Source organism: Capillimicrobium parvum (assembly GCF_021172045.1).
GTDB classification, from domain to species: domain Bacteria; phylum Actinomycetota; class Thermoleophilia; order Solirubrobacterales; family Solirubrobacteraceae; genus Capillimicrobium; species Capillimicrobium parvum.
The window spans coordinates 5225290-5246754 of record NZ_CP087164.1 but is presented as its reverse complement, the minus strand read 5'-3'; the positions used below and the strand labels follow the sequence as shown (position 1 = coordinate 5246754).

General features: G+C 73.2%; 16 protein-coding genes. 8 read left to right on the top strand and 8 right to left on the bottom strand.

The features are described from left to right. Positions 1 to 32: 32 nt before the first annotated feature. Positions 33 to 1709: a biosynthetic-type acetolactate synthase large subunit gene (gene ilvB, locus DSM104329_RS25515; RefSeq protein ID WP_259312680.1), complete on the bottom strand. Its 1677-nt coding sequence runs from the start codon at positions 1707 to 1709 to the stop codon at positions 33 to 35. Between the two features lie 373 nt (positions 1710 to 2082). Here ilvB and DSM104329_RS25510 point away from each other — a divergent pair, with 373 nt between their 5' ends. Beyond that, positions 2083 to 3246, top strand: a complete 1164-nt coding sequence (locus DSM104329_RS25510) for a glycosyltransferase family 4 protein (protein WP_259312679.1) — start codon at positions 2083 to 2085, stop codon at positions 3244 to 3246. Positions 3247 to 3250: 4 nt separating this feature from the next. After that, complete coding sequence (locus DSM104329_RS25505) at positions 3251 to 5302, top strand: amylo-alpha-1,6-glucosidase (RefSeq protein ID WP_259312678.1); 2052 nt, start codon at positions 3251 to 3253, stop codon at positions 5300 to 5302. Between the two features lie 77 nt (positions 5303 to 5379). Here DSM104329_RS25505 and DSM104329_RS25500 read toward each other — a convergent pair whose 3' ends face one another. Next, positions 5380 to 6561: a glycosyltransferase gene (locus DSM104329_RS25500; protein WP_259312677.1), complete on the bottom strand. Its 1182-nt coding sequence runs from the start codon at positions 6559 to 6561 to the stop codon at positions 5380 to 5382. A gap of 263 nt (positions 6562 to 6824) precedes the next feature. On the opposite strand from DSM104329_RS25500, the gene DSM104329_RS25495 reads away from it, so the two are divergent. Next, the gene (locus DSM104329_RS25495) at positions 6825 to 7862 is read left to right on the top strand and encodes an AI-2E family transporter (protein WP_259312676.1); all 1038 of its coding nucleotides are present in this window, start codon (positions 6825 to 6827) and stop codon (positions 7860 to 7862) included. 52 nt (positions 7863 to 7914) lie between these two features. Then, positions 7915 to 9774 (top strand): sensor histidine kinase, encoded by a 1860-nt coding sequence (locus DSM104329_RS25490; RefSeq protein WP_259312675.1) that lies wholly within the window; start codon positions 7915 to 7917, stop codon positions 9772 to 9774. A gap of 18 nt (positions 9775 to 9792) precedes the next feature. Here the strand turns inward: DSM104329_RS25490 and DSM104329_RS25485 are convergent, their stop codons facing one another. Further along, complete coding sequence (locus tag DSM104329_RS25485; RefSeq protein WP_259312674.1) at positions 9793 to 10197, bottom strand: response regulator; 405 nt, start codon at positions 10195 to 10197, stop codon at positions 9793 to 9795. 121 nt (positions 10198 to 10318) lie between these two features. Between DSM104329_RS25485 and DSM104329_RS25480 the strand changes: the two genes are divergently transcribed. Both DSM104329_RS25480 and DSM104329_RS25475 read left to right on the top strand, forming a co-directional pair. Next, a complete protein-coding gene (locus tag DSM104329_RS25480) occupies positions 10319 to 11026 on the top strand; it encodes a response regulator transcription factor (protein ID WP_259312673.1) in 708 nt (235 codons plus the stop codon). A 192-nt stretch (positions 11027 to 11218) separates the two neighbouring features. Further along, positions 11219 to 13279, top strand: a complete 2061-nt coding sequence (locus DSM104329_RS25475; protein ID WP_259312672.1) for a phage holin family protein — start codon at positions 11219 to 11221, stop codon at positions 13277 to 13279. On the opposite strand, the gene DSM104329_RS25470 is transcribed toward DSM104329_RS25475, so the two are convergent. Together DSM104329_RS25470 and DSM104329_RS25465 are read right to left on the bottom strand one after the other, a co-directional pair. Further along, positions 13216 to 14535 (bottom strand): diacylglycerol/lipid kinase family protein, encoded by a 1320-nt coding sequence (locus DSM104329_RS25470; RefSeq protein ID WP_259312671.1) that lies wholly within the window; start codon positions 14533 to 14535, stop codon positions 13216 to 13218. The genes DSM104329_RS25475 and DSM104329_RS25470 overlap by 64 nt on opposite strands. Beyond that, a complete protein-coding gene (locus tag DSM104329_RS25465) occupies positions 14532 to 14750 on the bottom strand; it encodes an amphi-Trp domain-containing protein (RefSeq protein WP_259312670.1) in 219 nt (72 codons plus the stop codon). The genes DSM104329_RS25470 and DSM104329_RS25465 overlap by 4 nt, the downstream gene beginning before the upstream one ends. A gap of 304 nt (positions 14751 to 15054) precedes the next feature. Between DSM104329_RS25465 and DSM104329_RS25460 the strand changes: the two genes are divergently transcribed. Both DSM104329_RS25460 and DSM104329_RS25455 read left to right on the top strand, forming a co-directional pair. After that, positions 15055 to 16653: an MFS transporter gene (locus tag DSM104329_RS25460; protein WP_259312669.1), complete on the top strand. Its 1599-nt coding sequence runs from the start codon at positions 15055 to 15057 to the stop codon at positions 16651 to 16653. 98 nt (positions 16654 to 16751) lie between these two features. After that, positions 16752 to 18170, top strand: a complete 1419-nt coding sequence (locus DSM104329_RS25455; protein ID WP_259312668.1) for a DUF2252 domain-containing protein — start codon at positions 16752 to 16754, stop codon at positions 18168 to 18170. A 39-nt stretch (positions 18171 to 18209) separates the two neighbouring features. On the opposite strand, the gene DSM104329_RS25450 is transcribed toward DSM104329_RS25455, so the two are convergent. From DSM104329_RS25450 to DSM104329_RS25440, 3 genes are all read right to left on the bottom strand, one after another. Then, positions 18210 to 19466: an ABC transporter ATP-binding protein gene (locus DSM104329_RS25450; RefSeq protein ID WP_259312667.1), complete on the bottom strand. Its 1257-nt coding sequence runs from the start codon at positions 19464 to 19466 to the stop codon at positions 18210 to 18212. Between the two features lie 68 nt (positions 19467 to 19534). Next, entirely contained in the window at positions 19535 to 20416 is an 882-nt protein-coding gene (locus DSM104329_RS25445) for an ABC transporter permease (RefSeq protein WP_259312666.1), read from the bottom strand. Next, positions 20413 to 21432 (bottom strand): NAD-dependent epimerase/dehydratase family protein, encoded by a 1020-nt coding sequence (locus tag DSM104329_RS25440; RefSeq protein ID WP_259312665.1) that lies wholly within the window; start codon positions 21430 to 21432, stop codon positions 20413 to 20415. The genes DSM104329_RS25445 and DSM104329_RS25440 overlap by 4 nt, the downstream gene beginning before the upstream one ends. Positions 21433 to 21465: the final 33 nt, after the last annotated feature.

The following is a 21465-nucleotide window of genomic DNA, read 5'->3' as shown; positions in this document are numbered from 1 at the left end:
GGTCGCGAGCGTCCGGCGCGGGCGCGGGCCGCTCACCCGATCATCTCCCGGGCCGGCCCGCCCGGGCGGAACATCGGCAGGCAGTCCGCCTCCGGCGCGATCCCGACGCGCAGCAGCGCCGGGCCGGGCTCGGCCAGCGTCTCGGCCAGCGCGTCGTCGAGCTCGCCGGGCTCGTCGACGCTGCGCGCCGCGACGCCGAACCCGCGGCTGACCAGCTCCCAGTCCAGCGCGCCGCCGAGGGCGCTCGCCGCGCGCCGCCCGTCCCAGAACATGTCCTGCTGCTGGCGGACCATGCCCAGGCCGGCGTTGTCGAGCAGCACCACCTTCACGGGCAGCTCCTCCTCGACCGCGGTCGCCAGCTCCTGCACGTTCATGACGAGCGAGCCGTCGCCGGTGACGCACACGACCGTCTCCTCCGGGAACGCGGTCTGCGCGCCGAGGGCGGCCGGCAGGCCGAAGCCCATCGTCCCCAGCCCGCCCGAGGTCAGCCAGCGCCGCGGCCGGTCGAAGCGCAGGCGGTTGGCCGCCCACATCTGGTGCTGACCGACGTCGGTCGCGACGATCGCGTCGCCGCGGAGCGCCGCGTCCAGGGCGTCGAGCGCCGCTTCGGGATCGATCGTGCCCGCGTCGTGGCCCGCCGCGCGGCGGACCGGATGAGCGTCGAGCCAGCCGCCGATCCGCGCCCACCACTCGATGAGGCGGACCGGGTCGGGCGCCAGCGCGTCGAGCTCGCGGGCCAGGCCGTCCAGCGCCTGTCCGGCGTCGCCCACGACCGGGATGTGCGCCTCGACGTTCTTGGAGATCTCGGTCGCGTCGACGTCGATGTGCACGACCTTCGCCTCGCGCGCGAACGACTGAAGCTCACCGGTCACGCGGTCGTCGAACCGCGCGCCGACGGCGATGACGAGGTCGGCCTCGTCCATCGCCCAGTTCGCCGCGCGCGTGCCGTGCATGCCGAGCATGCCCAGCCAGCGCCGGTCGGAGGCGGGGAACGCTCCGAGCGCCATCAGCGTCGTCGTCACCGGCAGCTCGAAGTGCCGCGCGAACTCGGTCAACCGGTCCGACGCCTCGGCGTGGACGACGCCGCCGCCCGCGTAGACGACCGGCCGCCGCGCCGCCGCGATCGCGGCCGCGGCCTTGCGCAGCTGGCCGACGTGCGGGACGCAGCGCGTGCGGTAGCCGGGCAGCGACAGCTCGGCGCGGCCCTCGCGCGCGGGGCCCTTGGCCGCGTCGGCCGGGACGTCGACGAGCACCGGCCCGGGACGTCCCGTGCGAGCCACGTGGAACGCCTCGTGGACCGCCTGGGCGACATGGTCGGCGCTCTCGACCCCGATGGAGTGCTTGACGATCGGCAGCGTCATGCCGAGCACGTCGCATTCCTGGAAGGCGTTGGTGCCCCGCAGGTGGCTCGAGACCTGCGCCGTGATGAACACCGTCGGCACCGAGTCCATGTGCGCGTCGCAGATCGGGGTGACGAGGTTCGTCGCCCCGGGGCCGCTGGTGACGATCGCGACGCCCACGCGCCCGGTCGCCTTGGCGTAGCCCTCGGCGGCGTGGCCCGCGCCCGCCTCGTGGCGGACGAGCACGTGCCGGATGGGCGCGTCGTGCAGCGCGTCGTGGATCGGCAGCGACGCCCCGCCCGGCAGCCCGAAGACCGCCTCGACGCCCTCGCGCTCCAGCGCCTCGATCAGCCGGTCTGCGCCGCGCATGCCGGCCTCCCTCGATGACGGGTGGTGGTGAGGTCGATGGTGATGACGTCGATGGGAAGTACGAGGCCGAGAACGCGCACGGGGCGCTCCTTTCGGAGGGGGAGGTGAGGCGAGGACGGCCGGCGGGGCGAAGCCCGCGCGGCCTAGCGAATGCCGGTGAGGCCGGCTACTCGCACGCCGCGACCGGTGCCTACGAGAAAGCCCGGAAGTCGAAGCGGCGTGAGGTGACGATGGGTCACGAGCTCAAAGGATGCCGCATGGCCGTTCGCCGCGCAACCACCGCGTCTTTGCGGGGGTCCGGGCTCATGGACGGTCGGGCGATGAACAGACCGGAATTCAGCACGCTGTCGGCCGGGGTACCCGCACCGTCACCATGCTGCGCGACGCGTTCACCGTGCCCTCCGAGACGAGCGTCCACGAGGGCGTGCCGCTGCGCATCGCGCTGCTGGCGCCACCCTGGATCCCCGTGCCGCCCCCCGCCTACGGGGGGATCGAGTCGGTCGTCGCCCGCCTCGCCGACGGGCTCGTCGCACGAGGGCACGACGTCACGCTGTTCGCCGCGCCGGGATCGCGATCGTCCGCTCAGGTCGTGCCGGTGCTCGAGGCCTGCCATCCCGACGAGATCCAGCGCGCCATCCACGAGGCAGACCACGTCGCACGCTGCTTCGAGGCGCTCGAGCGGGCCGAGCGGTTCGGCGGTCCGTTCGACGTCCTGCACGACCACAGCGGCTTCACGGCGTTCGCGATGGCCGATCGGGTGACGGTGCCGATGCTGCACACGCTGCACGGCCCGTTCGACGAGGAGACCTCGGCGTTCTACCGCCGGCACGCTGCGAAGGCGTGGGTCTCGGCGCTCAGCGCCGTCCAGAGGGCGAGCGCACCGCCCGAGCTGCGCTTCGCAGGAGTCATCCCCAACCCGTTGGACGTCGACGAGTGGCCGTTCTCGGCGGAGAAGGACGACTACCTGCTCTGGGTGGGGCGCATGAGCCCCTGCAAGGGCCCCCATCGCGCGATCGACGTCGCCCGCCGGGCCGGACGGCGGCTGATCCTCGGCGGACCGGTGCAGCCCGGCCAGGAGGCGTTCTTCGCGGAGGAGATCGAGCCGCACGTCGACGGCGACGCGGTGCGCTACGTCGACGAGGTCGGCGGGCGCGAGAAGCACGAGCTGTTCGCGCAGGCGGCGGCGTTCGTCATGCCGATCCGCTGGCCGGAGCCGTTCGGCATGGTCATGATCGAGGCGATGGCCGCGGGCACCCCGGTGATCGCGTTCCCGGAGGGCGCCGCCGGCGAGGTCGTCGTCGACGGCGAGAACGGCTTCCTCGTGGCCGACGAGGCGGAGATGGCCCGCGCGGTCGATCGCGTGGGCGAGCTCGATCCCGCGCGCTGCCGTTCCTCGGTCGCCGAGCGGTACGACGTCGACGTCGTGGCCGCCGCCTACGAGGCGGCGTACCGGCGGATCGTCGCCGATCGGCTCGGGTCGGCGGAGGCCCCCGGCGCGCCGCTCGAGCGACGGGAGGTGACGTCGCATCCCGCTTGAGTCCGTGAGCGTGCTCGAGGGCAGCACGTTCGTCGTCTCGAACCGCAACGGCGACCTCGACCCCGCGTGCCGGCATCCGCCGCACGGGTTCTTCGCCCAGGACACGCGCTTCGTGTCGCGATGGCATCTCAGCGTCTCGGGCCGGACCACCGAGGTGCTCTCCACCGCCCAGGTCGACCACTTCGCGGCCCAGTTCTTCCTCGTGCCGCCGACGCGCGCCTTCCACGGCGCGCCACCGATCTCGATCGTCCGCCAGCGGCTGATCCGCGGCGTGTGGGTCGAGCAGCTGCTCGTGGTCAACCACTGCGACGACCCGTCAGAGGTCGCCGTCGAGCTCGACGTCGGCTCGGACTTCGCCGACATCTTCGACGTCAAGGACGAGCGCATCGACCCGCGGCACGTCGTCGCCCACCCCACAGGCGGTCTGCTGACGCTGCGCTATCGCAACGGCGCCTTCGTCCGCGAGACCCGCGTCGCGGTCAGCGAGCCGGCCGAGATCGACGAGGACACGATCCGTGTGAGCCTCGGGCTCGGGCCGCGCGAGGAGCGCGTGGTGACCTTCGTCGTGACGCCCCACGCCGAGCAGACCGGGCGCCGGGCGCCGGAGCGGCGCGCATCCGGAACCTTCGAGGCGATGCGCCGCGACGGCCGCGCCGAGCTCGACGCGTGGGTGGCCGGCGCTCCGCGGCTGACCGACGGCGCGGACGCCCTGCGCCACGTCTACGACCGCAGCCTTGTCGACCTGGCGGCGCTGCGGTTCAGCCCGCACCTGTGCGCGCAGGACGAGAGCCTTCCCGCGGCCGGACTGCCGTGGTTCATGACGCTCTTCGGCCGCGACAGCATCATCACGAGCTATCAGGTGCTGCCGTACCTTCCGCAGCTCGCGCGCACGACGCTGCGCACGCTGGCCGCCCTCCAGGCCACCGCGCTCGACGACTTCCGCGACGCCGAGCCGGGCAAGATCCTGCACGAGGTCCGCTTCGGCGAGCACGCGGCGACTGGCCGATCGCCGCACTCGCCGTACTTCGGCACCGCGGACGCGACCCCGCTCTTCGTCGTGCTGCTCGACGAGTACCTGCGCTGGACCGGCGACCGGCCGCTCGTCCTCGAGCTCGAGGACGCCGTGCGGCGGGCGCTCGAGTGGATCGACCGCTGGGGGGACTTCGACGGCGACGGCTACGTCGAGTACGAGACGCGCAACCCCGCGTCCGGGCTGGCCAACCAGTGCTGGAAGGACTCGTGGAACTCGATCCTGTTCGCCGACGGCTCGCTGGCGCGGGGCCCGATCGCCACCTGCGAGATCCAGGGATACGTCTACGACGCCAAGCGCCGGGGCGCACGCCTCGCCCGGGAGGTCCTCGGCGACCGCCACCTGGCGGATCGGCTCGACGCCGAAGCGGTCCGGCTGAGGCGGCGCTTCCAGGAGGACTTCTGGATCGAGGAGCGGCAGTGCTTCGCACTCGCCCTCGACGGCGACAAGCGCCGGGTCGACAGCGTCACGTCGAACGTCGGTCAGCTGTTGTGGAGCGGGATCGTCGACGACGAGCGCGCCGGGGCGGTCGTCCACCATCTGATGGGCGACCGGCTGTACTCGGGGTGGGGCGTGCGCACGATGGCCGACGGCGAGCACGGCTACAACCCGGTCGAGTACCACAACGGCACCGTGTGGCCGCACGACAACTCGCTGATCGCCGACGGCCTGCGGCGTTACGGCTACGCGCCCGAAGCCGCGCGGATCGCCGGGGCGATGATCCGGGCCGCGACGTACTTCGGCCACGCGCTGCCGGAGGTGTTCGCCGGCTTCCCGCAGCACATGACCCACGCACCCGTGGTCTATCCCACGGCCTCGCAGCCGCAGGCGTGGGCGGCGGCCGCGCCGCTGCTCATGCTCACCACGGTCCTCGGGCTGGTGCCGGGGCGCGACGGATTGACCTGCGACCCGCACCTCCCGGCCGAGTTCGGCGAGCCCGAGCTCGTCGGCGTGCGCGGCCACTGGGGCCAGGCGGACATCCGGCCGTCGGCCGGCGTCGATCGGGCGGTCGCGTTGCGCGGCTGACCTACGGCCGCGCCGGCGCCGTCCGGTCCTGAGGTCCGCCGAAGCCGGACGGCGCGATCGTGCCGTCCCGTCCTGGCTCAGCCGAACCCGGACGGCGCGATCGTGCCGTCGAGGACCGACCGGTAGATGCCGTCCCAGGCGCGCGCCGCTTCGCGCGAGCCGTGCCACTTCACGGCGAACTCGCGCGACCGGCGGCCGATCTCCGCCCGCTTCTCCGGGTGGTCCATGAGGTCGACCAGCACGTCCCGCACCGTGTCGGGCGTAGCGCTGACGACCGGCAGCTCGTCGACGTACTGCGGCACCTCGCGGCGCATCTGGTCGAGGAACCGCGGGCTCAGGTAGCAGACGACGGGCTTGCCGAGCATCATCCCCTCGCGCGCGGTGGCGCCGAAGAAGCCGGCGGTGAGCATGTCGACGAAGACGTCGGCCTGCGCCTGGTAGTAGCGCAGCTCGAGGTTCGGGACGTCCTTGAAGAAGATGAGCTCGACGTCGCGGCCCTCGGCCTTCAGGTCGTCGACGAGCGGCAGGTAGACGTGCGTGGACTTCGTGTTGCGCATGGTCCCGGCCTGCGAGCGCGTGTCCGCGTTGCCGACCGAGTGGTAGACCTTGAACGTCTCCTCGCGCAGCCCGAGCCGGTAGTTCGTCGGCACCAGGAGGTCGGGCGCCCAGACCTCCTCGTCGAGGCAGTAGATCCAGGGGTTCTCGTGGACGGTCGGCGCGACGTTGTAGTCCGCCCGGTTGCCGCCGAGCAGCGCGACGTAGTCGGCCAGCTCGTTGCGCGTGCGCCCCCAGCCGAGGTTGAGCTCGTCGGAGCACACGTCGGGCCGGTGCTGGAACGGGCAGTCGTCGCACGTCGGATACGGCGGCCAGGCGCGGAAGCTCGACTGCGCGACGCCGTCGAGGCAGCCGTTGTTCGTGTAGACGATCTTCTTGCCGAGCCGCTTGAGCCAGCGGATCTCGTCGTAGGGCTCGAAGCGGTGGGCGGCGAAGTCGTGGATCGCGTCGCCGAAGCGCAGGCCGTGGGCGTTGGCGAAGTGGAAGACGTCGTACTGGCGCACCGCCCTGGCGAAGAACGCGAGATGCCTGGCGAGGTCGGTGCGCGAGCGGCCCACGAGCATCCGGTCCTGGCCGTGGTAGTGACCGGCGCCGCCCGGGTCGATGTTGACGACGTCCGCCGTCCACCCCAGGTCGCGCAGCCGCCGCGACAGGTACCAGTGGTTGTAGTAGGCGTGGCCGACGAACAGGACGCTGCGTCGCACGCCGCCGGAGGCTAGTGTCGTGCCGAGCACCGCGGGCGGGCGGTGACCGGCGCGCACCCGCGCTGGTGCCGTGCCGGCACCATTGCCCCCGGCGTGCCGGTGCTGGACGCTGGGCTCCGCCGATGCGCCGCACGCTCCTCCCCCGCCGTCCGCCGCCCGGCCCGGATCCCCTCGAGACCGTTCCGCACGACCTCACTGGGCTCTTCGCGACACCCCGGTGGCTGCGCGACCTCGGCCGGTCGGCATGGCTAGCCGTCGGCGTCATGCTGCTCGTCGTCGCCGTGGTGGCGCTGCTGTCGCTGACCGACGTGATCGTCATGCCGTTGATCGCCGCGGCCGTCGTGGCGGCCGTCGCCGCGCCGGCGGTCGAGGCGCTCCAGCACCGAGGCGTTCCGCGCGCGGCGGGCGCGGGGCTGTTGCTGGTGTGCGCGGTGATCCTCGCCATCGCGGTGGTCGTGATGGTGCTGACCGGCATCTCGAGCCAGTTCGACGAGGTGCGGACCCTTCTGGCGTCGGCGCGGGAGACCGTCGCAGGGTGGCTCGTCGACCTCGGCGTGGACCGGCAGACCGCCGGCGACGCGCAGCGCGACGTGTCCGCCGCCCTCTCCGATGCGCTGCCGGCGCTGTTGCGCGGGCTCGGCGCGGGCCTGTCGGCGCTCTCGTCGCTGGTCGTGTTCCTCTCGCTCACCGCGCTGAGCCTGTTCTTCCTGCTCAAGGACGGGCCGCTGATCCGCCGGTGGGTGGAGGGCGCCTCGCGCATTCCCGCGCCCGTGGTCCATCAGATGGGCGACCGGGTGCTCCAGGCGCTGCGCGGCTACTTCTTCGGCGTGACGATCGTCGCGCTCTACAACGCGGGCGTGGTCGTCGCCGGCGCCGCGCTCTTCGGCGTGCCGCTGCTCGGCACCATCGCCGTCGTGACGTTCCTGGCCGCCTACGTCCCGTACCTCGGCGCCTGGAGCGCCGGCGTGTTCGTCGTGCTCGTCGCGCTGGGCGCGAAGGGGCCGGATGCCGCGATCGCGATGATCGTCGTCCAACTGCTGGCCAACGGCGTGCTCCAGCAGCTCGTGCAGCCGTTCGCCTACGGCGCGGCGCTGGGCATCCACCCGCTCGCCGTGCTCGTCGTGACGCTCGGCGGCGGGGCGCTGTTCGGGGCGGCGGGGCTGATCCTCGCCGCACCGGTGACGGCGGCGGTGACCCGGATCACCGCCGATCTCTCGCGTCGTCGGGGCGAGCCTGGGTCGACGGCCGGCGTGCCGGCGCAGCCCGGGCAGCCGGCGCCTCCGCCGGCGCCCGCCTCCTGACTCCGGAATACGGCACTTTGTCCGGCGCCGCACGGCGCTCTACAGTCGCGCCATGGGCATCGCGCTGCCGATGTCGGCCCGGGCCGGGGGGCAGCGACACCGGCGCGCGCCGCTGCTCGTCGCCGGAGCCCTGGCCACCGGCGTGGCCACCGCGATCACCGTCGCGCTGACGGTCGCCGCAGCGCCCGAGCATCCCGCCGGCATCGCCCTCGCGCGCGCCCTGTCGGTGGCCGCACCCTGCGCCGTCGGCCTCTACGCCTGGTACCGCCGCGACGGCGAGCGCTTCGGGCTCGCGCTCCTGGCGACCGGCGCGCTCCTGTTCGTCACGTCGCTGGCCGAGTCCCGCGACCCGGTGCTCTACACCGTCGGCCGCACGATGGGATGGGTCGTCGAGATCGGGCTCGTGTTCCTCGTCCTGTCATATCCCACCGGCCGGCTGCGGGGAACCGTCGACCGGGCGCTCGTCGTGGCAGTCGGATGCGTCGCCCTGCTGACGTTCCTGCCGCGGCTCGTCCTGGCGCAGCAGTTCTCGGTGCCCAGCCCGTACGCGAGCTGCGTCAACGACTGCCCGGACAATGCCCTCTTCCTGCTCGACCACGAGCCTGCGCTCGTCGTCGACATCCTCGCCACTGCGGGCGTCGCCGGGGTGGCGGTCGTCATGCTGGCCGTGATCGTGCGCCTGTGGCAACGCCTCGAAGGCGCCTCGCCGCTGGCCCGGAGCATGTTCGGGCCCGTGCTGCTGATCGCGATGGCCCGCGTCGCGCTCCTGGCCGCCGGGATCTCGCTCCGCGACGCCGACGCCTCCGTCGCGGGTCTTCAGCTGGTCTCGTGGCTGCTCGCGCTGCTGGTCCCCGCGCTCGCGCTCGCGTTCCTCGTCGGGCTCGTGCGCTGGCGGATGTTCGCCGGGCGGGCGATCCTGCGGCTCGCGGAGTGCCTGCCGGGCGCGGACGGCCGCACGTTGCAGCGCGCGTTCGCCGAGGCCTTCCGCGATCCGGGGCTCCAGCTGGCGTTCCCGGCGCCGCGCGGGGCCGCGGAGCCCTGGTGCGACGCCGACGGACGTCCCCTGCCGGTGCCGCCGCCCGGCAGCTCACGGATGATCACCACGGTGAGCGACGGGCACCGGGCCGTCGCCGCGCTCGTCCACGACGCGGCGCTGATGCACGCCCCGGCGATGCTGCGCGCGGGAACGGCGATCGCCGGAAGCGCGCTCGGCCTGCGGCAGCTCGCGGCGGAGGCCGACGCGGCGATGCGCGAGGTGCGCCGGTCGCGCGCCAGGATCGCCGACAGCACCGAGCGCGAACGCCAGCGCATCGAGCGCGACCTGCACGACGGCGCCCAGCAACGGCTCGTGGCGCTGAGGATCGAGCTGGAGCTCGCCGAGAACCTGATCCGACGGGACCCCGAGCGAGGGGCGCAGCGCGTCCACGAGCTCGAGGGGCGCGTCGACGACGCGATCGACGAGCTGCGGGCGCTCGCCCACGGCATCTACCCGCCGGTGCTGTCCGATCGCGGGCTCGCCGAGGCGCTGCGCACCGTCGCCGCGCGCACCGCGGTACCGGTCAGCGTCCAGGCGCGCGACGTCGGCCGGTACCCGGCGGTCGTGGAGAGCACCGTCTACTTCTCCGTCCTCGAGGCGCTGCAGAACGTGCTCAAGCACGCGGAAGGGGTCCACCGGGTGCAGATCGAGCTCGACGGCGTCGGCGGTCAGCTGGCCTTCGCCGTTCGCGACGACGGCGCCGGCATGCCGGACGGTCACCGGCCCGGACGCGGGATCGCCAACATGCGCGAGCGCATGGCCACGGTCGGCGGCACCGTGTCGATCGTCTCCACGCCGCGTGTCGGCACCGTCGTGCAGGGCCGGATCGCCGACGTCGCGAGCGAGGCCGTGGCCGGCGACGATCCGCCGGAGTGAGCCGCCGGCCGGCGGCGGTCAGGACGGACGGCCGCCGCCGTCGTGTGCGGTCCAGATGGCGTGCAGCCGCGCGGTCGACAGCTCCTGCTTGGTGACGAACGTCGCAGCGCCGCACTCCGTCGTCGGCGCCGCCGTCGGATCGAGCGAGATCAGGACGACGAGCGGCGGGCGGGCCAGCCGGTTCAGCCGCCGGGCGGTCTCGATGCCGTCCATGCCGGGCATGCGCACGTCGAGCAGGACGACGTCCGGCTCGAGCTCGGCGGCGCGCTCGATCGCCTCCGCTCCGGATGCCGCTTCGCCCGCCTGCTCGAAGCCGGGCGTCGCGGCGATGAGCTCGCGCAGCGCGGTGCGGAAGACATCCTGGTCGTCGACGGTGAGGACGGTGACGGCGCCGGCCGCCCGGCCCCGGCACTTGGGGACCATCGCACCACCGTGCCGACTGCGGGCGGCCACGGCAAGGTGACGCCCCACCGGATCGGATGCGTGCACGCACGAGTCCCACCGGGGGTTGACGGGCGGACGCCCGGTCTTCGATAGTCATGGCATGGGAAGCGGGGAGGCCACCGGCGACGCCGACCGACCGTCGCTGCGCGTGGTCGTGGCGGACGACAGCTACCTCGTCCGCGAGGCGCTCGGCCATGTCCTCGACGAGGCCGAGGACATCGACGTCGTCGCCTCGTGCGGCGACCTGCCCACGCTGATGCGTGCCATCGACGAGGAGGGCCCCGACGTCGTGCTGACGGACATCCGCATGCCGCCGGGGCAGACCGACGAGGGGCTGCGGGCCGCCGCCGACCTGTGGCGCACGCATCCGGGGGTCGGCGTCGTGGTGCTCAGCCAGTTCTCGGAGCCGCGATACGGGCTCGCCCTCTTCGAGCACGGATCGGACGGTCGCGCCTACCTGCTCAAGGAGCGCGTGCAGCACGGCGACCAACTCGTGTCGGCGATCCGCGCGGTGGCCGCCGGCGGCTCGATGATCGACGCCAAGATCGTCGAGGGGCTGATCGCGGAGCGTCGCAGGGTGGCCGCATCGGCGCTGGGCCAGCTCACGCCGCGGGAGCTCGAGATCCTCGCGTACGTGGCGCGCGGCCACAGCAACCAGGCGATCGCCGATGAGCTCGTGCTCACCAAGCGCGCCGTGGAGAAGCACATCAATGCGATCTTCCTCAAGCTCAACCTCGGGCTCGCCACCGACGTCAGCCGCCGCGTGAAGGCGGCGCTGATCTATCTCGCCGAGCACGGCGACGGCTGAGAGCGGGGCGCGTGCCCGCCCGGGCGGGGATGCCTGCCCCCCCGGCGTAGGCGGGCACGCCGGTTTGCGCGCCGGCGGCGCGCGGCGGAGAGTCGGATCCACGATCTCTCTCGACGCCGGAGGACCATCATCATCGACGCGCTGACCGTGCACGTGCCGGCCGAGGACTGATCTCGATCCGTGCACTCGAGCATGCCTGAGCCGGGCGCTTGGCGGTCGGCCGATCCCCGCCTGCGCGTCGGGCGGCTGGTGGCCGCCTGGATCGCCTCGGCGGCTGCCCTGCTGCTCGCCGCCGAGATCGTTCCGGGCGCCGAGATACGCAGCTTCGGCGGCGCCGTCGCGGTCGCCGCGGTCGCCGGAGTGCTCAACGCCGTCGTCCCGCCGCTGATCGCCGCGCTGCGCCTGCCGTTCACCGTGGCCGCCGGCTTCCTGCTCGTGCTGGGCGCCGATGCCGTCATCCTGCTGATCGCCGCAGACCTCGCTCCCGAGCAGCTCCACGTCGACGGGTTCGCCGCCGCGCTCGGCGTGGCGCTCATCGCGGCGGCCGTGAGCACCGGCATCGGGGCCGTGGCCGGCATCGACGACGACGAGGGCTACACGCTGGGTGTGGCCCGTCGCGTCGCCCGCCGCGTGACGCGCCCGACGGGTGCCGATGAGCCCGGGATCCTGTTCCTCGAGATCGACGGGCTCGCGCTGCCGGTCCTGCGCCGCGCCGTGCGCGACGGCAACGTCCCCAACCTCGCCCGCTGGCTGGAGTCCGGCAGCCATCGCCTGCTGGAGTGGGAGACCGACCTGTCCTCGCAGACCGGCGCCAGCCAGGCCGGGATCCTCCTCGGCGACAACGAGGACATCCCGGCGTTCCGCTGGGTCGACAAGGCGTCGCGCGCCGTGGTGTCCTGCTCGAACCCGGACGACTGCGCGGAGATCGAACGGCGGCACGCGAGCGGGATCGGCCTGCTGGCCGGCGGGGGAACGAGCCGCGGCAACCTGCTGTCCGGTGAGGCGGACGTCGCGCTGCTCACCGTCAGCCGGCTCGCGGAGGAGCGCACGCCGAACCCGGGCTACCGCGCGTTCCTCGCCAACGGCGCCAACGTGACGCGGATGGTGGTGCTGGTGGCCTGGGAGGTCGGGATCGAGATCGTCGCCGCCGCACGCCAGCGCCGCCGCGACGTCCGCCCGCGCGGCAGGCGCGGCGGGCCGTATCCGCTCCTGCGCGCCGGGATGTGCGTCTTCGTCCGCGACCTGATCGCGTTCGCCGTGCTGCAGGACATGTTCCGCGGGGTGCCCGCGGTCTACGCGACGTTCGCGAGCTACGACGAGGTGGCGCACCACTCGGGCCTCGAGCGCCCCGACACGCTCGAGGCGCTGCGCAAGCTCGACGCGCGCTTCGGGCTGATCGACCGTGCCCGCCGCTACGCCCCGCGGCCCTACGAGATCGTCGTGCTGTCCGACCACGGCCAGACGCAGGGCGCCACCTTCCGCCAGCGCAACGGCTACGGCCTCGACGACCTCGTGCAGCGATCGCTGGCGGCCGGGCGCGTCGGATCGGTGGACGCCGGTGACGAGAACGCCACCGGCGTCGGCCGCGCCGTCGACGAGGCGACCGGACGGACCGCCGGGCGGAACGGCAGATCCGGCGCGGAGGAGGTGGCGCACCGGGCGGCCGTCGTGCTCGGATCGGGCAACCTCGGTCTCATCTATCTCATGGAGCGACCGCACCGGCTCACGCTCGAGGAGATCCGCGACCGCCACCCCGGGCTGATCGAGGCGCTGTGCGATCACCCCCACATCGCGTTCGCGCTCGTCCGATCCGCGACCGAAGGGGCGATGGCGATCGGCGGCGGGGGCGAGCACCGCCTGGCCGACGGGCGCGTGATCGGACGGGACCCGCTGGCGGGGTTCTCCCCCAACGCGCCCCGGCACCTGCTCCGCGCCGACGGCTTCGCGCACGTCGCCGACATCGTCGTCAACAGCTTCTTCGACCCGGTCACCGAGGAGGGCTGCGCGTTCGAGGAGCTGATCTCCTTCCATGGCGGAATGGGCGGGCCCCAGACGCGGCCGTTCGTCCTGCATCCCGCGCACCTGGCCGTGCCCGGCGAGCCCCTCGTCGGCGCCGTGGCGGTGCACCGGATGCTGCGCCGGTGGCGCGAGCAGTGCAACGGCGGTCCGCTCCCCGCGGTCGCCGAGAGCTACGCCCGCGTCACGGCGGGCGCGTCGCTCTCGGTCGAGGGCGCGAGCGCGACCGGCTCGTGACCCGCGGCGATCCTCACCAGCTCGCGCGCCATGTTGGGCAGGCCGTCGGGGATTCCCGCCGACGGCGAGGCGCCCGGGTGATGGCGCGAGATGCGCACGCGCAGGGCCCTCGGGCGCACCGAGAAGCGCAGCGGCGGCTCCAGCAGGACGGACTCGCCGTCGATCCCGGTGGGAACGGGGGCGGACGCCCCGACCTCGAACTCGGCCGCGGACCACTGGCGCCACGGCCGCTGCAGTGGGTGCAGGCCCTCGCCGATCTGGGTCGGCTCGCCGAGCACGGTGACCCCCAGCAGCCCTTCGTCGATCCGCGGCCGCGTGCCGCCCTCGAGCATCCCGAGGCGGTAGCGGTTGTTGGAGACCAGGATCGCGACGCCGCCGCTGTGGCGGTGCCCGTGCGGACCCGTCCACACCAGGTCCATGTCGCCGGCCTCCGGGAGCGTCCGCAGCAGCGTCCGCTTCTTCGCGGCGCGATATCCGCTCTGGGCGACGGCCTCGGCGTACACCCCGAGCGACACGTTGTTGACGAACGTGTGGCCGTTGACCAGCGGCAGGTCGACCCGGCGCTCGCCGCCGTCGACGAACGCGTCGAGGGCGCCGACCACATCCTCGCGATCCACGCCGAGGTCGAGCGCGAAGTGGTTGCGGGTCCCCGCCGGGATGCACGCGAACGGCAGCCCGCGTTCGACCGCGATCTCGGCCACGACCGCCTGGGTGCCGTCGCCGCCGGCCGCGGCGACGGCGTCGGCTCCCCGTTCGATCGCCTCCAGCACGAGGTCGCGCAGGTCGTTCCCCGGCCGCAGCTCGATCGGCTCGATCCCGCGCGCCTGCGCCTCCGCGGCCAGGTTGTGGCGCACCGCGGAGCCGTCGCCGGAGCGGGGGTTCCAGACCAGGACGGGACGCCGCGGGGCCGTGGCGGTCGGGAGCGGGACGTGGATGCGGAAGGCCTCGTGGGCGGCGGCGACTCCGCCGGCGAGCGCGAGGATCACCAGGACGTCCCCGAGGAGCAGCAGAGGCTCGCCCCACGGCAGCAACGCCGCCGCGCCGACCAGCATCGCCGCCGCGGCGGCGAGCTGCAGCCAGCGCGCCAGACCGGTGTGCAGCAGCCCGCGCCAGCCGACCACGATCGCCAGCAGGAGCAGCGCGACGGCGAGGATGCGGAGGCCCGGTACGCGCGCGATGGTGATCGCCGTGGCCAGAGCCGCCGCCAGTACGGGCAGCGCGAGCGCCGCCGCCGCTGCGAGGCGGCGGCGGGTCACCAGGTCAGCTCGATCTCGAGCTCGGTCTCGTCGTCCTCCACCTCGAGCTCGACCTTGAGCCTCACCGTCGCCGGCACCTTGGCCACGAAGCGCAGGCCGTCGCGCTCGATGCGGAAGTCGTTGCCCGACGCGAGCTCGTCGGCGATCGCGCGTAGGTGCGCCGCCGCGTCCTCGCGGGAGAGCGTCTGCTTGTCCTCCAGCTTGACCAGGTCCATGCGGGCATCCCTCTCGATCCGTTGACGGACCGACCGTCCCACGGCGGCGGGCGGTGCGGCAAGGGTGTACGCACGCCGTCGCTCGTGGTGCCCGCGTCGCGTGGTGCCCGCGTCGACGGCGCCGGCGGCCCGGTTGCGGACCCATCCCCGAGAGGCATGCACGCACCCTTGCCGGTGCGCCGGGCGCCCGGGAGGCTGCGCGCCGTGAGCCTCCACGAGGACGACGCCGGGCATGGCCGTGGGCTTTCGGGGACGCGACCTGCAGGCCGCGAAGGGATGGCTCGTCGAGGACGGTGCCTGACCGATGGCGGCTGACGCGAGCGCCGCGGCCGGCGAGGAGGGCACGGGCAGCACCCGTCTCGCGGTCCTGCTCGCGATGGCGATGTTCGTGCTGGTCGTCGACACGTCGCTCATGAACGTGTCGATCGCCGCGGTGGTCGACGACCTCGACACGACGGTCAGCGGCGTGCAGTCCGCGATCGCGCTCGAGGCGCTCGTCTCGGCGGCCTTCATCCTCATCGGCAGCAAGGTGGCCGACCTCATCGGCCGCAAGCGCGCGTTCGTGCTCGGGTTGCTCGGGTACGCGACCGGCGCCCTGGCGATGGTGCTCGCCCAAGACCTCCGCGCGATCATCGTCTTCTGGGCCGTGATCGGCGGCTTCGGCGCATCGCTGCTGCTGCCGTCCATGCAGGCGCTCATCCACAGCAACTTCACCGGCAAGGCGCAGACGAAGGCGTACGCGACCGTCGGCGCGGCCTCCGCCGTCGCCGCGGCGGTGGGCCCGCTGCTCGGCGGCTTCCTCACCACGTACCTCTCGTGGCGCGTCGGCTTCGCGCTCGAGGTGGTCGTCATCGCGGTCGTGCTGTCGAGCATGAAGCTCGTCGCCGACGCGCCGTACACCGGGCCACGCGGCGTCGACGTCGTCGGGGCGGCGCTCTCGGCGATCGGCATGGGCGGTGTCGTGGTCGGCATCCTCATCTGGCAGGAGGGCGGCGAGGCGGTCGGTGCGTTCATCGCGGTCGGGCTCGTGGCGCTCGGATCGCTCGTCTGGTGGCTGAAGCGCCGCAAGCGCGAGGGCAAGCCGTCGCTGCTGGACCCGGACCTGTTCCGCCTGGCGCTGTTCCGGCTCGGCATCACGGCCCAGATGCTGCAGAACATCGCGCTCGGCGGGGCGATGATCGCGCTGCCGATCTTCCTGCAGATGGTGCTCGAGTACAGCGCGATGGAGACGGGGCTGACGCTCGCGCCGCTGTCGCTGACGATGTTCGCGACCGCGCTGATCGCGGGCAAGCGAGCCGGACGGCGGCGACCCGCGTCGCTCATCCGGCTCGGCGCGGCGCTGCTGACGATCGGCATGGCGGCCCTCATCCCGATCGTGCCGCGGGTCGAGAGCGGCTGGGCGCTCGTCGCGCCGCTGATGCTCGCCGGCGCCGGCTTCGGCCTGCTGGTGTCGCAGCTCAACAACTACACGCTGTCGCCGATCGACGAGGAGCGCGTGAGCGAGGCGGCCGGCGTGAACTCGGCGGCGGGATCGTTCGGGCTGTCGTTCGGGCTGGCGTGCTCGGGGGCCATCCTCCTCGCCACGCTGTCGATCGCCTTCACCCAGATGGCCGACGACAGCAAGGTCCTGCCGCCCGCCGCCAAGGAGCAGGTGGCGCAGGCGCTCGACGACGACGCGGAGGTGCTCAGCAACACCCAGCTCGAGGAGCAGTTGGCGGGGCAGCCCCCGGCGGTCCGCGAGGAGATCGTGCGCATCAACACCGACGCGCGGCCGCTCGCGCTCCAGGTCGCCCTCGCCGTGCCCGTCCTCGCGGGGCTGCTGGCGTTCCTCATCTCGCTGCGGATGATGCGGCGCCCGGACCCGGCGGCGTCGTCGGCCGACAATCAGGTGGCGATGGCCTGAACGGCCCGGCCGAGGGCGCCGGGTGCCGTGTGCGCACCCTGGCGGACCTTGGTGCACACCCTCTTGCCAGAACGCGGGAGAAGCTGGATGGTGGCGCCATGACCATCCGTGCTCGGACGAAAGCCCGTGTGGCCATCGAGCCCGTCGACCGGATCGCAGCAGGACGAGCGGCGCGCGAGGCCGCGCCGCGCTCGTCGCATGCGGGCTGGCAGCCGGCGCCCGACCGCCGCAGCCCGATGGACCTCCTCGAGGACGAGGGACGGACCCGCGTCCCCGAGCTGCTGCCGATCCGCTACGGGCGCATGCTCGCGAGCCCGTTCACGTTCTACCGGGGGGGCGCGGCGATCATGGCGGCCGACCTCGCGCCCACGCCGGTCTCGGGCCTGAAGGTGCAGGCCTGCGGCGACGCGCACGTGCTGAACTTCGGCACCTACGCCGCGCCCGACCGCAAGCTCGTGTTCGACGTCAACGACTTCGACGAGTCGCTGCCCGGACCGTGGGAGTGGGACGTCAAGCGCCTGGCGGCCAGCATCGAGATCGCCGGCCGCGCACGGGGCCAGCGCCGCAAGGAGTGCCGCGGGCTCGTGGCCGACACCGCGCGCGCCTACCGGGAGGCGATGCGGACGTTCGCCGAGATGGGCAACCTGGACCTCTGGTACACGCGCATCGACGAGGACGCTCTCATCCGCGACTTCAGCCCGGGCGGCTCGGGCAAGGCCGACGCCACGCTGGAACGCGCGCGGGCCAAGGCGCTCAGCAAGAGCAGCCTGCGGGCGGTCGCCAAGCTCACCGAGCGCGTCGACGGGCGGGTGCGCATCGTGCACGAGCCCCCGCTGATCGTGCCCATCGCCGAGCTGCTGCCCGCCGACGACGTCCGCGACGTCGAGTCGTGGATGGAGCGTCTGCTCAAGCGCTACCAGCGCAGCCTGCTCGGCGACCGTCGTCACCTGCTCGACGGCTACCGGTTGGTGGACATGGCGCGCAAGGTCGTCGGCGTGGGCAGCGTCGGGACCCGTGCCTGGGTGCTGCTGCTGCACGGCCGCGACTCCCGCGACCCGCTCGTGCTCCAGGCCAAGGAGGCGGGGGAGTCCGTGCTCGCGCCGTACGTCGGCGCCAGCCCGTTCGCCAACCACGGCCAGCGGGTGGTCGAGGGCCAGCGCCTCATGCAGGCGGCGAGCGACATCCTGCTCGGCTGGGACCGCGTCGAGGGCCTCGACGGCCTCACCCGCGACTTCTACGTCCGCCAGCTCTGGGACGGCAAGTTCTCGCCGGACATCGAGACGATGCGCCCTGAGCGGCTGGCCGTCTATGTGCGGTTGTGCGCGTGGACGCTCGCCCGCGGCCACGCACGCTCCGGCGACCGCATCGCGATCAGCGCCTACCTGGGCAAGAGCGACGTCTTCGACCGGGCGATCGTCGAGTTCGCGTGCGACTACGCCGACCAGAACGAGCGCGACCACGCGGAGCTCGTCGAGGCGGTCCGCTCCGGCCGTGTGAGCGCCGAGTCGGGCATCTGAGCGGGGGGCCCGCGCGCGGCGCAGCAGCGCCGAACCGGCCTACCGGGGCGGCGCCTGCCCCACGGGCGCCTGCACCGTCCACTCCGTGGGGGGACGCATCGCGCCGCGCACGATGGCCCACGGCCACCGGTCCTCCGACCCGTCGTAGGCGACGTTCAGCGCGGTGAACGTCAGCGCGCGCTCGACGAAGTCCAGCGTCAGCCCGATGAGCCGGTGCATGCCCACGTCGATCGTGAACTCGCCCGGCAGCAGCGCGGTGTCGATGCGGGCGCGGATCTCATGGCGGCCGGGCTCCAGGCAGAGCAGGGGACGGTCGCCGTCGACGTTCTGGACGGTCGCGACGCGGGTGCCGTCGGCGGTGGAGAGCCCGAGCTCGATCACGCCGTCGTCGACCGGCTCGGCGACGGCGAACGTCATCGCCACCGTGAACGGCTGGCCGAGGTGGATGCGGTCGGTGGGCGCGCCGTCGTCGCCGAGCAGCGCGACGCGCTCGAGCGTCACCGCGCCCGTCGTCGAGCGCGGCACGTCCGGGCCGATCGTCGCCACGCCGCCCTGCTGCGTCGCGCCGGCGTGGTGCAGGTAGGCGGCGACGACGTCCGCGGTCGGCCCGTCACGGCGCACCCGCCCGCCGTCGATCCAGTACGACCGCGTGCACAGCCGCTGCACCGCGCTGAGCTGGTGCGAGACGAACACGACGGTCCGCCCGCCGCGCGCGACGTCGTCCATCTTGCCGAAGCACTTGCGCTGGAACTCCGCGTCGCCCACCGCGAGCACCTCGTCGACGAGCAGGATGTCGGTGTCGAGGTGCGCGGCGACCGCGAACGCCAGGCGCACGTACATGCCGCTCGAGTAGCGCTTGACCGGCGTCTCGAGGAACTTCTCGATGCCGCTGAACGCGACGATCTCGTCGAAGCGCGCCGCGACCTCCTGGCGGCGCATGCCGAGGATCGTGCCGGACAGGTAGACGTTCTCGCGGCCGGAGAGCTCGGGATGAAAGCCGGTCCCGACCTCGAGCAGCGTGCCGACCCGCCCGGTCAGCTCGATGCGCCCCTCGGTCGGGGGCGTGATGCGCGACAGGCACTTCAGCAGCGTCGACTTGCCCGCCCCGTTGCGGCCGACGAGCCCGACGACCTCGCCGCGTCCCACGCGCACGTCGACGTCGCGCAGCGCCCAGAAGTCCTCGCCCTTCGGTGCGCGGCGGCCGATGCGCTCGCTGAGCAGGTCGGTCGCCGCGGCACCGAGCCGGTAGCGCTTGCCGAGCCCGGTGACCCGGATCGCATCGGCGTCAGAACCCACGGGGGCCCGCCTCCCGCCGGGAAACACCGAATGACCACCGTGTGCGCCGCGGCCCGGCGTCGGCACCCCTAGATGACATCGGCGAAGCTGCGCTCGGCGCGGGTGAAGTACAGCGCCCCGGTGATGAGCAGGACGACCGCCGACCCCAGCGGGATCAGCAGCAGCGCCCCCGGCCACTCGGCCGCGGGGAACAGCATCCAGCGGTACGCCTCGAGCACGCCGACCATCGGGTTGAGCGCGTAGATCGGCTGCACGGCGTCCGGCACGACGTCGAACGGGTAGACGATCGGCGTCACGAACAGCCCGATCATGATGAGGAAGGGCACGACGAGCCGGATGTCGCGGTAGCGCACATTCAGCGCGCTCAGCCAGAAGCCGATGCCGAGCGCGACGAACAGCGTCAGCGCCGCGAGCAGCGGGACGAAGACGATCTGCCACGGCGGCACGACGCCGTACGCCAGCTGCACGACGAGCGCGACGACGAACGCCGGGACGAAGTCGATCGCCGGGGGCAGCACGGCCGCGATCGGGATGATCAGCCGCGGGAACCAGACCTTGCCGATGAGCTCGCGGCTGTTGACGGTCGAGTCGGAGGCGAACTGCATCGCCTGGCTGAAGTACAGCCACATCGCCATGCCGGTCAGCGCGAAGACCGGGTACGGCACGTCGGCGCCGGAGGGCACCTGCGCGTAGTGGCCGAGGAACACGCTGAAGACGACGGCCAGCAGCAGCGGCTGCAGGATCGCCCACACCGTCCCGATCAGGGTCTGCCGGTAGCGGATCGAGACGTCGCGCTTGACGAGGAAGAACGCGAGGTCGCGGTACTCCCACAGCTCGCGCAGGTCGGGCCACTGCCACCCCTTGGGCGGCTCGATGACCCGCGTCCCGACGCCGCGAGCGGCCGTCGCCGGGCCCGCAGCGGCTGCGGCGGCGGACCCGCGGGGTCTCAACTCGCCGCCGCCATCTGCGCGTCGTGCCTGGCGATGCACGCGGCGATGAAGTCCTCGTTGGCGCGCGTCCAGGCGACCTGGCGCTCGAGCCCCTCGCGCAGCGCCACCTGGGCGCGGAAGCCCAGCTCGCGCTCGGACTTCTCGGTCGCGCCGAAGCGCTTGCCCGACCGGTCCCAGTCGCGCGCCGGGGCGACCTCCACGGAGCCGTCGCCGACGATCTCGACGATCGTCTCGGCCAGATCGCGGATGCTCGTCTCGACTCCGCTGGCGAGGTTGTAGACGCCGCCCGGCGCCCCGCGCTCGGCACACGCGATCAGCCCGCGCGCCATGTCGCCGGCGTAGATGAAGTCGCGCGTCGCGATGCCGCCGTTGTCGAGCGGCAGCGCCTCGCCGTGCAGCGCCTTCCACACGAAGGTCGGCGTGACGTTGCGCCACACGGTGTTGACCGTCCCGCGCCAGCGCCCGGCGCCGAGCACCTCGCCCGGCCCGTAGACGTTCTGGAAGCGGGCCTTGACGATCGGCAGCCCCTCGCGCATCCAGAAGTAGTTGCCGTACAGCTCGCCGACCACCTTGGAGATCTGGTAGGGCGAGTCGAGGTACAGCGAGATCGACGCGTCCTCCTGGGTGGCGGACGCGGACTCGAACGTCTTCTCGGCCACCGTGCAGCCGGCGCTGGCGTACACGACCTTCTGCAGCGCCGGCAGCTCGCTGAGCCGCATGAAGAGCTTCAGCGAGGTCAGCAGGTTGTGCTCGTGGTCGGCCAGCGGGTCGGCCATCGAGGACTGGTTGCCGTGGTAGGTGACGAGGTTGAACGCGAGGTCGAGGTCGTCGGGGATCGCCGCCAGCACGTCGTCGTCGTTGATCGACGCCTCGATGAGCTGCGCGCCCTCCGGCACGTTCTCGCGTTCGGCGGACAGCAGGTTGTCGACCACGATGACCTCGTCGCCGCGCTCGAGCAGCGCGCGCACCAGGTTCGAGCCGACGAAGCCGGCACCACCGGCCACGAGCGTCCTCACGATGACGCCTCGCTGCGCCCGCCAACCGTCTTG

What these genes read in the sequence shown, in the direction of transcription:
- DSM104329_RS25480 (WP_259312673.1), top strand. Translation starts at nt 10,319, where the DNA reads ATGGGAAGCGGGGAGGCCACCGGCGACGCCGACCGACCGTCGCTGCGC.
- DSM104329_RS25510 (WP_259312679.1), top strand. Translation starts at nt 2,083, where the DNA reads ATGCTGCGCGACGCGTTCACCGTGCCCTCCGAGACGAGCGTCCACGAG.
- DSM104329_RS25490 (WP_259312675.1), top strand. Translation starts at nt 7,915, where the DNA reads ATGGGCATCGCGCTGCCGATGTCGGCCCGGGCCGGGGGGCAGCGACAC.
- DSM104329_RS25460 (WP_259312669.1), top strand. Translation starts at nt 15,055, where the DNA reads ATGGCGGCTGACGCGAGCGCCGCGGCCGGCGAGGAGGGCACGGGCAGC.
- DSM104329_RS25455 (WP_259312668.1), top strand. Translation starts at nt 16,752, where the DNA reads ATGACCATCCGTGCTCGGACGAAAGCCCGTGTGGCCATCGAGCCCGTC.
- DSM104329_RS25465 (WP_259312670.1), bottom strand. Translation starts at nt 14,750, where the DNA reads ATGGACCTGGTCAAGCTGGAGGACAAGCAGACGCTCTCCCGCGAGGAC.
- ilvB (WP_259312680.1), bottom strand. Translation starts at nt 1,709, where the DNA reads ATGCGCGGCGCAGACCGGCTGATCGAGGCGCTGGAGCGCGAGGGCGTC.
- DSM104329_RS25495 (WP_259312676.1), top strand. Translation starts at nt 6,825, where the DNA reads ATGCTGCTCGTCGTCGCCGTGGTGGCGCTGCTGTCGCTGACCGACGTG.
- DSM104329_RS25475 (WP_259312672.1), top strand. Translation starts at nt 11,219, where the DNA reads ATGCCTGAGCCGGGCGCTTGGCGGTCGGCCGATCCCCGCCTGCGCGTC.
- DSM104329_RS25485 (WP_259312674.1), bottom strand. Translation starts at nt 10,197, where the DNA reads ATGGTCCCCAAGTGCCGGGGCCGGGCGGCCGGCGCCGTCACCGTCCTC.